Source organism: Thermogemmatispora sp., from assembly GCF_019683755.1.
Classification (GTDB): Bacteria; Chloroflexota; Ktedonobacteria; order Ktedonobacterales; family Ktedonobacteraceae; genus Thermogemmatispora.
The window spans coordinates 1-12,720 of the sequence record NZ_JADGHT010000114.1; the positions used below are offsets into that span (position 1 = coordinate 1).

Annotated in this window: 8 protein-coding genes; 1 reads left to right on the forward strand and 7 read right to left on the reverse strand. The window is 59.0% G+C overall.

Annotation, left to right across the window (positions count from 1 at the left end):
* Positions 1-753, reverse strand: a 753-nt coding sequence (locus IRZ24_RS09560) for a class I SAM-dependent methyltransferase (protein ID WP_297163111.1), incomplete at its 3' end; no start/stop codon positions are given.
* A 495-nt stretch (positions 754-1,248) separates the two neighbouring features.
* Here IRZ24_RS09560 and IRZ24_RS09565 point away from each other — a divergent pair.
* Positions 1,249-2,202 carry an alpha/beta fold hydrolase gene (locus IRZ24_RS09565; RefSeq protein WP_297163114.1) on the forward strand — a complete coding sequence of 318 codons (954 nt, stop codon included), beginning with the start codon at positions 1,249-1,251 and terminating at the stop codon, positions 2,200-2,202.
* Between the two features lie 160 nt (positions 2,203-2,362).
* On the opposite strand, the gene IRZ24_RS09570 is transcribed toward IRZ24_RS09565, so the two are convergent.
* The 6 genes from IRZ24_RS09570 to IRZ24_RS09595 all read right to left on the reverse strand — a co-directional run.
* Complete coding sequence (locus tag IRZ24_RS09570) at positions 2,363-4,300, reverse strand: tetratricopeptide repeat protein (RefSeq protein ID WP_297163116.1); 1,938 nt, start codon at positions 4,298-4,300, stop codon at positions 2,363-2,365.
* Between the two features lie 388 nt (positions 4,301-4,688).
* Positions 4,689-6,986: a PAS domain S-box protein gene (locus IRZ24_RS09575; RefSeq protein WP_297163119.1), complete on the reverse strand. Its 2,298-nt coding sequence runs from the start codon at positions 6,984-6,986 to the stop codon at positions 4,689-4,691.
* Between the two features lie 345 nt (positions 6,987-7,331).
* Complete coding sequence (locus tag IRZ24_RS09580; RefSeq protein WP_297163122.1) at positions 7,332-8,195, reverse strand: ABC transporter permease; 864 nt, start codon at positions 8,193-8,195, stop codon at positions 7,332-7,334.
* Positions 8,192-9,256, reverse strand: a complete 1,065-nt coding sequence (locus IRZ24_RS09585; RefSeq protein ID WP_297163125.1) for an ATP-binding cassette domain-containing protein — start codon at positions 9,254-9,256, stop codon at positions 8,192-8,194. Before IRZ24_RS09585 ends, IRZ24_RS09580 begins: the two co-directional genes overlap by 4 nt.
* A 198-nt stretch (positions 9,257-9,454) precedes the next feature.
* Complete coding sequence (locus IRZ24_RS09590) at positions 9,455-9,976, reverse strand: EXLDI protein (protein ID WP_297163128.1); 522 nt, start codon at positions 9,974-9,976, stop codon at positions 9,455-9,457.
* Positions 9,977-10,304: 328 nt separating this feature from the next.
* The coding region (locus tag IRZ24_RS09595; RefSeq protein WP_297163131.1) for a protein kinase at positions 10,305-12,720 on the reverse strand (2,416 nt) is incomplete at its 5' end.

Sequence of the window (12,720 nt, forward strand, 5' to 3'; positions counted from 1 at the left end):
CCGCTCGTAATCACCATAGATAGCCTCTACCGCAAAGCCGCTGGCCAGAAAGAGTAGCTGCAGCTCACGCGGAAAGTACATATGTAGGTCGAGTTGCGTAAGACAGCGCTCATTCTCTCCCTGCTCCGAGAAGCGCTCATGAATCCAGACCATGTGCTCAAGTTGTTCACAGGGATCATAGCGGCGGCTGCTGTAGATGAGCAGGGTGCTCGCGCTCGCCGGGTCACTGATCTCGTCCTCAAGATAGAGTTGGGTAGGACGATTGAGGGCAGCACTCAGATAGTCAAGGTCGGGAAGCTGGACATCAACGATAAAGCGGCCACCAGGCGCCAAATGATCATATGTACAACGAAAGGCAGATAGCTGATCTTCAATGGTATAAAGATGTGCAGCCGAGTTGAAAGGCAGAAAGATAAAGTCAAAGTTTCCACAGGCGGGCAGATGATAGTCGCGCATGTCGCCCTCGTGGAGGATCACGCGGCGCTGCACTTCCGGCGCTTCGCTTTCAAGTTTACGTCGGTAGGCGGCAAGCATCTGAGGGGCACTATCCAGGCCCTCAATGATCAGGTCAGGGAAGCAGCGCGCCAGAGGAAGACCCAGGCGTCCACTGCCACAGGCTAGCTCCAACACCCGATGAGGATGATATTCCTCGATAAGCCCTTTCCAGAAGGGCAGATCTCGCTCACTCTGGTTTTGATATTGTAGGTCGTAATCTTCAACTCGCTCGTAATACTCACCAACACAATAGGCCATACCACTCCTCATTCGCCGGACGTCAAGGCAAGACAGCGCGTAGAGCGCAGATCAGGCACAGTTAATAGATCACAGAATAGGCTCTTCTACGCACAAATGCCCCCTTTCAGGGGCAGAAACAGAGACAGGGGAAAGGGTAAGAGAAGGAAAACGCTGGCAGAGAGTGGACGCAGAACCACTCTCACACCTATAGTAGAGTTTAACATAGGGTAGCCGTGATGCGCAAGGGGGGATGGGACCGCGCCGGCCCCCCGGCTTCTCCTCTGCTTATGCTCTATCCTCTTTGGCAGATCCTGCTCTCCCGCTCTGCAAGCCCACGTGATATATTACGGTTGACCCAGGCCGGCGCCTGCCAAAGTGGGCAGCGCCGGCAGCGAGTAGCCACCATCAGAGGAACAGTCAGAGACAGCGGCTGTTCTTGAGGTAAAGCAGCAATCTATTCGCGTACAAGCGACGCTGATGCCTTTTTCTGAGAGGAAGACAAGGAGTATCTCTATGAAAATTAGAGGGAAAATCGTGGCGACCGGCCTCATTGCCAGTGGAGTGCTAGGTACAGTGGCGGTAGTGAATAAGATCACGGAAGCGTTGGCCGGCGAGCTGAGTCCCGGCCTTGCCGGCGAGGGGCGCCGCTATCCCTGGAAATACGGCGACGTCTTCTATACCATGCAGGGACCACGCTCAGCGAAGCCGCTGGTACTCGTGCACGGTCTAGGGCCAGGCGCCTCGTCCTACGAGTGGCGACGCAACCTTGAAGCTTTGGCCCAGGATTTCCGCGTCTATGCCCTGGACCTGCTTGGTTTCGGTCTCTCTGACCGCCCGGCCATCACCTATGAGCCACAGATCTTTAGCGACTTGCTCAGCGATTTCCTGCGCGAGGCGGTACGGGCGCCGGCCCTTGTCGTGGCGCGCGGACTCAGCGGGGCCTATGCTATTGCCGACGCCTATCGTCATCCAGGCAGCTATGAACGATTGGTTCTGGTTTCCCCCCCGGCGACCATGCTCGAAGAGCCTTCCCCCAGCCCGCTCCTGACGGCCATGCGCTTTGGACTGCGCCTTCCACTTGTCGGGCAGTTCGCCTACAATTTGCTGACAACCAGACGCGCAATCCGCAACTACTATGAAGAGCGTGCTTACTACGATCCTTCGCTCATCAGCGATGAATTGATCGAATATGCCTATATCAGTGCCCATCAGCCCGATGCGCGCTTCCCTGTCGCCGATCTGCTGGCCGCTAGACTGCATGCAGATGTCAGCGAGCCACTGGCGCGCCTTACCGTGCCAGTGATGGCGCTCTGGGGCCACAACGGCACAGGGGTGAGCGCTTCCTTCAAGCGCGTCAATCCACAGATTGAAACCCACATCCTTGAGCGCTGTGGCGAGCATCTGCATGAGGAACAGCCGGAGGCCTTCCATTCGCTGCTCCGCGCCTTTGTTGGCAGCACCGTCTGACCTTCGCCGCTCACGACCGTGAGCCTCCGCGTGTAGAGAAGAAGCCGCAGCACTCGCTTCAGGCTGAGCCTATCTTGGAGGCTGATCAGCCAGAGCGAGCTGCCTGCGGCTTGATGATGCATTCCTTATTCTTGACCCGACTTTCGTCCAAGCCAAGCCCTCAGGAGCGACGATATGACTGATAGTGGCGCAATTGCAGTGCCTGGGCCTGCCTGAGACGATTGAGAGCCTGGTCAACCGCCGCAGCCTCCCGATCCATCTGCAGGCGATAGAAGACGCGCAAGGCGGCCCGATAGCAATTACGCGCCTGCTCCAGATAGCCAGCCCGCGTACGCGGATCGCTTCCCAATTGGCTGTAGGCTTTACCGCGTTCAAACTGCAACTGGGCCCACTCAAAGGGGAAAGCCTCCCGCGTGTAGACTTGCAGTGCCTGATCGTAGCAGGCCAGGGCCTGGCGCAGGGCAGCCTGGCGTCGCCTACCTCTCACCGGCAGGCAGCGGTAGGCTCTGCCCAGAGCCTGTAGCGTGGCTGCCCAGAGGAGGGGGACGCTATCGGGTCGGTAGATCTCCAGAGCTGCTGCGTAACAAGCGATGGCCTGCCTCAAATGGCGGTAGCGATTGCCTTCGCGCAGGCAACTCCAGGCATCGCCCAGCGCGCGTTGAAGCTGGGCCCACTCTTCGGGACTGCCCTCCCGCGTCAGGACCTGCAGCGCCGCCTGATAGCAGCGAATCGCTTGATGGAGCAGACCAGTCTGGCGATCCGCTAGTTGCTGAAGGGCCAGGCCCAGATTATACTGCACTTTGGCCCACTCATAGGGAAAAGCCTCTCGTGTGTAGACCTGCAACGCCGCCCGGTAGGCGGCGATGGCTTTGTGCAGGAAGCTACAGCGCGCTGGCCCCAGAAAATCAGCATAGGCATTGCCCAGGTTACTTTGGGTCAGCGCCCACTCGACCGGATAAGTGGCCCGATTATAGACACGCAGAGCAGCCCGGTAACAATCGATGGCTCGTGCGAGATGCTCCTGACGCTTGCGCCCGGGTAAGCTGCGGTAGACATTGCCTAGATTGAGCTGAGTCGCCGCCCAGTCGAGCGGCGCCGTCTCGGGCGTGCGCATCTCCAGCGCCGCCTGCAGGCAGATCAAAGCCCGCTCCAGATAGGCACGCCGTTCCTGCCCTTCTCCGACGCTGGCCAGTTCGGCATAGGCGATACCCAGGTTGTTCTGTAGCCGTGCCCACTCCGACGGAAAGGCATTGCGGCTAAAAACGCGCAAGGCTGCCTGGTAGCACATGATAGCACGTTCAATATTGGTGCGACGTGGCTGTCCAGGCAACTGGAGATAGGCGTTGCCCCGATTCTGTTGCACAGTCGCCCACTCGTGAGGATGGGTGGCATGGGTATATATCTGCAGGGCGGCCTCGTAGCAGGCAATAGCGCGTTCCAGGTGCAAGCGACGATCGCGCGCGGGCAGGCTAAGGTAGGCCGTGCCAAGATTGTTCTGGAGCCGCGCCCACTCCAGAGGATGCCGCTGACGTTCGCAGAGGCGTAGAGCCGCCTTATAGCAAGCAATGGCCCTTTCAAGGTTGCGGCGGCGCTCTCCCGTTGGGAGATCACACCAGGCATTTCCGAGATTCTGCAGCGTGACCATCCGCTGGGTAGCGAGTTGCTCCCCGCGGAAGACGGTGAGGGCCGCCTTATAGTGGGCAATGGCCCGCCGCAGGTGCTCGCTGCGCTCTTGGCCCGGCAACTGACTGTAGACGGTGCCTAGATTATGCTGGAGCTGCGCCCACTCGCGCGGGTATTCGTCTCGCGTGTAGACCTGCAGCGCCGCCTCGTAACAGGCTATGGCCCGCTCTAGATTCGCTTCTCGCCCACCGGTGGCTAGCTGGGCCAGGGCGTCGCCCAGTCCCTTCTGAGCACAGGCCCACTCGCGCGGGTATTCGTCCCGCGTGTAGACCTGCAGCGCCGCCTCATAACAGGCTATGGCTTCTGAGAGATGCTGCTGCCGATCGCCAGTGGACAGCTTCGCGAGGATTTGACCACGCTCAAGCTGTGCCGCTGCCCATTCGGCATCTTGTCGCGTGTCTTGATGGTTGATCATACCAGAACTCAGCCCCCTGCTGGTTTACTCCGTCCCTACTGGAACAATCGGCCCGTTCCAGCCTTCTCCTGAGATATTCGTCCACCAGGCCGCGGCCTCCCCCTCCCTCTCTTTTACGGCCTTGCCTCTGTGGGACAAGGCAGTAAATAGACCACAGGTAGTGGCGGACGACAGGGGCAGATTGGTTGATGAGCTTCTGCGAGAGACGATGAGCGATGGGTTGATCTGGCTGACACTTTTAGCTTAGAAAACGGAGCCGTTTCTGTCAAGCATTCAAGCAGACAAGCAACGTAAATAGGCCAGATAGACCAGGCTGCCTGGTTAGCCCCAGCCAGAGGGCCAATGCGCCGTTAGCGGACAGGGACAAGAAAGGGTGGCGCGCTTTATCTTATCTTCCCAGGCCCTCGCCCGCCTCTATGAGCAACGGTAAGGTAAACCAGAAGGTCGAGCCGGCCCCGGGTTGACTGGAGACCCCGACTACCCCTTCGTGACGTTCGATGATCGTCTTGCAAATGTGCAAACCCAGGCCAAGACCTGGGCTGGCACTGCCGTGGGCCTGAATGCCAGGCACTCGATAGAAGCGCTCCCAGATGCGCTGCTGTTCAGCAGGCGGGAGGCCGGGCCCCTGATCACGCACAGAGACGCGGGCCTGACGCTCTTCTCGTTCAATCCAGACTTCAATCGGACTTTCACGCGGAGAGTATTTGATGGCGTTCGTGAGATAGTTGGTGACAACGAGGCTGATGCTTTCCGCATCCGCCAGAACCATGATCGGCGGTGGCTCATCTCCCTCTGTCAGCTCCTGGCCCCCTACAGTCAGACGAATACGCCTTTGGGCGGCTGTTGATTGTAGATCGTTCACCGTCTGGCGAACGATAACCACCAGGTTCTCAGGCCGACGCTGCATTACCAGGCGATCCGCCTGGACACGCGATGATTCGAGCAGATCACGCACAAGACGCGTGAGCAGACCAGTCTGACGATCAGTCCTCTCAAGCAACTCCTGGATGATGGCTAGCTTTTCTCGCTGCTCGTCGGTCACAGGCAAGCGCTGCAAATGGCGTCGGGCCAGTTGGACGTTGCCCTTGATGGTAGTCAAGGGCGTTCTGAGTTCATGGCTGGCGATGCTGAGGAATTCATCCATACGGCGATTGCTCTCGCGCAGTGCCAGCTCATTAGCGCGGGCCTCGGCGCGCTCATGCAAGAGGCGCTCATGCTCAGTGACCAGGGCCGCTAGACGAGCTACGGCCTTGATTAGCGCCATTTCTTCAGCACTATATTCATGCCCGCGCTCAGCATGCTGAATGCGAATCAGGCCGATAAGCTGCTGCTCAATAAGCATCGGGGCAATCACCGCTGCATAGCGCTCACCTGCCTGGATTGGAAGCGTTCTACAGTCGGCATCACTCTGGCCGAGCAAGCGATCGGCACGGAGAGCAGCTACAGCCTCGGGAGGGAAACAACTACTGAGCGGTGGCTCCGTGGCATCATCCCAGGGTAGCCACCGCTGCCAGCGTCCATCATAGTCGTCATTGCCAGCATAAGCCAATAGCTGAAGCGTTTCCCGCTCGGGAGACAGACGCAGGATGGTAACCTGATGACAGTTCAAGACCTGGCAGATCAGCCGTGCGAGGTGGTGGGTGATTTCGTGCTGCTGTTGTTCGCAAGGGGGACCAGCCTCAGCGGACCGTAGGCTTGCCAGCCGAGGCTGAGAGTCAGCCAGATCGCGCGGGATCTCTACCAGGGCTTCGGCCAGAGCAAGCAAGGCCTCTAGAGCTTCATGGGTGCGGCGTTCTAGCAGATAGCGCTCGGTCACATCGCGGGCAATCGCCACAGCTCCGATGACACAGCCACGGTCATCGCGTACCGGGGAGCCGCTCACACTGATGCGGCGCTCACAGCCATTGGACATGCGCAAGAGCAGATCGCTTAAGGGAGCATCGGCAATGACCTCACCCTGCAGCAGGCGCCGCGATGGCCATTGCTCGCGCGCTAGCGGCTGTCCAGTGGCATCGCGCGGGTCGAGCAGAGCCAGATAGTCCTCGATCGTCATCTCCCGCTCCGGGAGCGGTGCCACACGGCTTAAAAAGCGGCGGGCTGCGGCATTGACGCTAAGAATTCGCCCCTCAGAGTCAAAGATAAAGACCGCATCAGTCATGGCCTCGAAGGTCGCCTCTAGCTGATTGGCGCGCAGGGTGGCCTCATAGGCGGTCTGAACTAGCTCATCCTCTAGCCGCTTGCGGTCGGTGATGTCTGTGCAGGTACCGATCCATTCGCGAATGCTCCCATCGGCTTCGCGTACGGGGACCCCACGGACCCAGAAAGTACGATAGACGCCATCGTAGCGTCGAATGCGATACTCAATCTCGTAAAAGCCACCACTGGCGAGCGCCTGCGACCAGACATGCAGCGTCCCAGGCTGATCATCAGGATGGACAGCCTCTAGCCAACCCAAGCCCCGCATCTCCTCAAAGCTCTGGCCGGTATAAGCCCGCCAGGACGGGGAGTCCTCTTCAACCAGTCCCTGGGCACTGGCGACCCACACAATCTGAGCCGTGGCCGTTACCAGCGAACGATAGCGCTCTTCACTGCGTCGCAGACGCTCTGCAATCTCGGCAGGCCCGCCCGGCAGTGGAGGCAGGCTTTCCCCAAAGGGAGCCGGTGGCAGTTCTGGGAATGTGCTCATGGCGCTCCTGCTTCGGTCTTGATCGCCGTTCCCGCTGTCGGCTCAGAGATGCTTTCGGGGAAGTTCAATCAATACAGACAGTTTTCTTGTAATTGATAGATCAATATGTTTTGTGGCAGCAGTCTAAGTGTAGCAGAGATAGCGGGAGTGCGTCAAGTTTCTGCATGCTAGCTCGCAGGCTTATCACTTTTCCAAAAAAGCAGCGACCCTCCACCTGTTGCAACAAGGCATCTACCTCGACAGGGGTGGGTCGCCATGAGGTGCACGGCCAGCATGCCACGCACTCAGATCAGGATTGCGTCTACAGGCAATGGCCAGCGCTGATCAGGCCGAACCGGGCGCGGATTAGCTGATCACTGCGCGACGGAAGGTATAGATGCCCAGCCCGAGGAAGCCGACGAAGGTCACTCCTAAACCCAACAGTACCCAGCCGATGCCGAGCGTCGGCAAGGTGTAGCCGTGAATTGGCGGTACCATTGCATAGCGCAGCCCCTCGCAGGCATAGGTCAAAGGATTGAAGAGCGTGATCACCTGAAACCAACGGATACCATCGAGCTGACTCCAGGGATAGTACGTACAGCCTGTGAAGATGAGAGGTGTAAAGATGAGAGCAAACATCAAACCAATTTGCTCAGGCTTCACCAGCGTGCCGATGGTCAGACCCAGCGTCGCCCCGGCCAGAGCCGTCAGCACCATAATGCCGATGATGACTCCGATCGCATCGGTGCGCACATTGTAATTGCTTCCCAGAACCCAATAGGCCAGTGGGAAGATAATGGCGCCAGCGACCAGGCCGCGCAGGGCCGCAAAGAGGATCTTTTCGAGCGCCACCAGGCTTACGGGCAGAGGTGCCAGCAGGCGATCATCGATCTCGCGTCCAAAGCCCAAATCCAGGACCAGCGGCAGCGTTACCCCCTGCAGGGCTGTCGTGACCACTGTGAGGCCGACGATACCTGGCAACAGCAGCGAGGCATAGCTTTGCTGTGCGGCCCCAATTGAGGGCAACACCTTGCCAAAGATGAAGAGGAAGAATAGGGGCTGCAGCAGCACCTGGATCAGAAAAGGAATGAACTCGCGCCCCGTGACCACCAGGTCACGGCGCAAGATGGCTAGAAAAGCCACCAGGATCATCGCCAGTCGATTGCGAGTTCTTCTCTCCTTTGTCTCTTTTTCCAGAAAGATTGCATCTATCGATGTTTGGACGCTCATGAGCGAAGATTCCTTCCAGTCAGGTGAATAAAGACATCTTCCAGACTTGGACGAGCCACATGGAGATCGCGCAGCTCAGCACCTGCGGCGCTCACAATACGCAGGGCTTCGACAGCTAGCTCACCCGCTTGCTCGCAGTAGAGGCGCAAGGAACGCAGGCCCTGAGCATCCTGCTCATCATCGCTGGGCACCTCCTCAACGCGGGGATGGCCTGGTAGCTGCTCCAGTTGAGAACGCAGGCCATCAACGGAGGCGGCTTCCTGGCCAGTGGCAACCAAGGCCTCTTGAGGAAGGCGTACGCGTAGCTCCAGGCATGTCCCACCCGGTACCAGCTTCTTCAGGTTATCAGGCGTATCAAGTACGAGGATACGGCCATGATCCATAATAGCAATGCGCTCGCAGAGTTGCTCGGCCTCCTCCATATCATGCGTTGTCAAGAGAATCGTCACTCCGCGCTCATGCATGGCGCGAATACGATCCCATAAGAAGAGCCGCGACTGCGGATCAAGGCTATTGGTCGGCTCATCCAGAAAGAGCACATCGGGAGAATGCATCAGAGCGCGCGCCAGCATCAAGCGCTGCGCCATGCCACCCGAGTAGCGTCCGATTTTTTCGCGGCCCCGTCCCTCTAAACCCAGCTCTTTGAGGAGGGCGTCAGCCCGCGCCTCACGTTCTGCGCGCGGCACCCCATGATAAGCAGCGTGAAAGGTCAGAATTTCGCGGGCGCGCAGACTCTGGTCCAGATTGCTGCGCTGAGGCACCACCGAGATGCGCTGTTTGACGCCGATGGGATCACGCACTACATCGATGCCCATGATACGGACGCTGCCACTCGTAGGCAAAACACTGGTTGTGAGAATACCGATCGTCGTGGTCTTGCCCGCTCCATTGGGGCCAAGCAGGCCAAAGATTTCGCCTCGTCGTACGCTAAAGGAAATGCTATCGACGGCATTGACCTTGCTCCGGGGATAGCGCTTGACTAAAGCGCGCACGTCGATCGCTAGCTCTTCCCTGGTCTCTGCTAGCAGAGAAATCGCTTGCTCTCTATGTGTTGTCGTCATGGTGGCCTCTTTTCTTCGCTTGCTGCAGCTCTTCAACATCGCAGCAAAGCTGCAGCTAGAGGACGGCAGCTAACTGCAAGCTCTGCGCTATGACAGCCGGATATACGTTTGAGCGGAAGACTAGTTGACTATTCCTTACCTCACAACCTGAAAAGATGTCCGACGTGGGACGAGATAACGTCGTCGCTGAGCTACTCGCTAGATGTCCAGAAACTCTGGACCGTCTTCCTCCTGATCGGCCTCGATGGCCAGAGAGACCGCCTCATACAGTTCCACCGGCAGGTGACGGCGCAGCTCCTCCCGAGAGTCGTAGATCTCTAGCCGATAGTCATAGTCCTGGGGCCAGCAAGCCCATTCACGCCCCAGCCAGGTCCGTCGCGACCAATAGCGTCGGTCGCTCCAGGCCGGCCCTTCACGAATGTAGACAGCAAACTTGCCTTTGCGCGTCTGATAGATGCGATACATGATCTCGCAGCCTCGCTCCGGCTGGCATGAGAGACCGCGGGCCAGTAAGCGCCCCCAGAAGCGCTTATAAATGCGGGCCGCCTTGCCAACCCTGACCGTCACTTCCTCAAAGCCAGCACGCCGCGCCTCCTCTCGTTCCACAAAGCGGCGGAGGGCCGCCGCAATGGTGGCCGAGAGATTGCCACCCGCCAGTTGTTGAGCTTTCTCGAAGATGGGTAGATCAGCATCTGCTACATAGATGGTGCGATTGGGCAATGTCGGTACCTCCTTCCCGCGCTGCTCTGCGCTCCCTCGGTCCAGTGCAGATAGCGCCCAGCTCTAGCCTAGGCGCACAGTCCCGCCTCGCTCCCTTCTGGCCATTCCAGTGAGACAGTCTATCTGTTGTATATGTCTACGTATAGACATAAAGTTGAGAGGGAGAATAACATACGTATATGTATATTGTCAAGAACAAAAATAAGAAGCGGGGCGGCTCCGGCCTGGCCGGGGAGGAGCCCAGCCCCAGTCGGACCGGAGGTCCACAGCGCTGGAGAAAGCTTTTTCCGCTGTGTCTGTCCAGTCTACCCTGACCAAGGTTTCGGGCTTAGGAGCAGGCCCAGAGCACATCGACGTAGTTCGCCGGGCCATTGAAGCGCAAGAGGTAGCTACTGGGGCAACCGGTGCCCTGGGAGAAGTCACGCACGATGATACGCACCTGCTGGACTCCCTGGGGGTGAATCTGACCGCTTGCCGGTAAGAGATAGATGTCGCTCCGTCCGCTTTCATTGGCAGGGACTGGCCAGAGGCTACTATTGCCTCCGGGACCGGCGATGCTGGTGGACCAGCTCAGGTTTTGCTGGGCCGGACCTCGGCTACTCAGGGTCAAGCTACAGGACCAGCCTGGGTAGCCACTGCTATCGATGGCGGGCAGCACGTAGACACAGTCGCTGCTATTGGCTCCGGGATGAGCTTGCAGGTTTGTTTTGTCGGTCACCAGGAGCGGCTGCGTCGCCTGGGCTGTGGCTGTAGCAGCTAGCTGAGCCTGGGCTAGAGCTTGAGCGTCAGCAGTGGCCTGGGCTTGCGCATGGTGCTGTGTCTGCACGGTGGCGGTGATGGCCTCCTGCTGAGCCTGTGCCGTTGCTGTGGCTTCTTGCGGGCTGCGTGCCGGGGTGGGTGTGGTCCTGGCACGGGCTTCTGTCTGGCTTTCCTCACTAGCTATTTGGGTCGCCCTCACTGTAGTAGCACTCTCCCAGGGCTTTCCTCGCTGGCTCTCCCCGCGCAAGGTTGCCGGCTGGCTGGTCACCAGGAAGTAGGCCAGGAGACCGCTGCTGGCAAAGAGGAGAAAGAGGACTAGCAAGACAGTAACGATTTGGGCTGTGCTGCGTCGCGCTGGCCGGGCGAGCTGACGTAACTCGGTCATGCCCTGGCCATCTGACGAAGAGAGCAGCATTGGACCTGTGCTCGCCGGTCTCGTCAGTGGCTCCTCCAGGGTCATCCGCGACTCGCCCGTCGCCATTGATCCGCGCACCGGCGAGAACGGTCGCATCGCGCTCGTGTCGCCCGTGGTGCTGTAAACAGGTGTGCGAGTTAGGGAGGCCATTCTGGGAATGGTTCCGCTCAAAGCTGCTCCTTCCCCTGGCTCACCTCTCGCTGGCCACCTGGCCCAAGGCTCGCTCTGGAATAAAGGTGAAGGCGGCGGGAAAGGCAATTGTGGAACGTCAGCAGGTGCAGACGACGCTAAGGCATGTGCTGCTGCCGTGACAGGCATGGCCGGACCGCCGCCGTTGTTCTCGGCTGGACCAGCCAGTAGCTCATCCGGTACTACATCCAGCTTGAGTAAAAGGTCTGGCCAGGACTCCTCAGTCGGCGTGCCTGAGTCAGCGCCTTGACGTTGCCAGCCGGTAACCCGTAGCATTTGACCATCGACGACGCCAGGTGCAATTTCGATTTCGACTTCTTCGCCGGCAACGTTCAGGCGCCGGCACGTTCCATGACGTGCCTCGCTCTGGCTAATGGCCAGTCTTACCTCAATGAGTCCGCTCTCCTCCGACCTGGCGGCCTCGTCTGCCGCCAGCTCCGCTTCGGGGGGCCATCCTCGACCAGTAACGGCTTCTGCTAGGGCACTGGCAAAGGCAGCTACCGAGCCAAAGCGCTCCTCTGGTCGCTTGGCCAGAGCCTGGAGCAGTACGCGATCGATAGCTGGGGGCAGCGCTGGATTCTGGCTGCTAGGCGGCGGTGGCATCTTTTGCAAGTGCTGGTACATAAGAGGTCCCGGCCCACCCCGAAAAGGGGGCTGGCCTGTGAGCATCTCATAGGCCATGATCGCCAGGGCATATTGATCAGTGGCGCAGGTTGGCTGACCTTCCCATTGCTCAGGCGCCATGTAGGTCGGTGTCCCTCGAATGATCTGGCCCGTGGTCAGGCTGGCCTCCGCAATGCGCGCGATACTGAAGTCGCTCAGCAGCAGGTGAAGACGCCGCGGCTGTCTCGGATGGAGCTGTATCAGCAGATTGGAGGGTTTGACATTGCGATGGATAATCTGCTGATCATGTGCGTGCTGCAAGGCATCAGCCGCCTGGCTGATGAGGTCACTGACTTCCTGGGGGCTTAAAGGGCCAAACTGCGAACGCAGGCGCAGCCAGCCCGCTAACGAGCCTTCAGGCCGATAGGGCATGACCATGTAGAGCAGCAGTAAGCGCTGCCAGAGTTCTTCACCATAGTCGTAGAGATCGAGGATGTGAGGATGATCCAGACGAGCGATGGCCCTCAGCTCACGCTCGATATATCGTCTTGCCTGTGAGGCCGCAGTGGCATCCAGACAGGTTGTGGCTTCGGCGGTAATGATCTTGATGGCTACCCGGCGCCGCATATGCAGATCGTCGGCCAGGTAGACTTCGCCCAGACTGCCGCTGCCTAGCGATCGCACTAGACGATAGCGGCCCTGAGCTAGCTGTGTACCCTCACCTAGCATTACCTTCCCCGCTTTCTCCAGCCCAGTATTTTTCTCTGCTATTACAAAT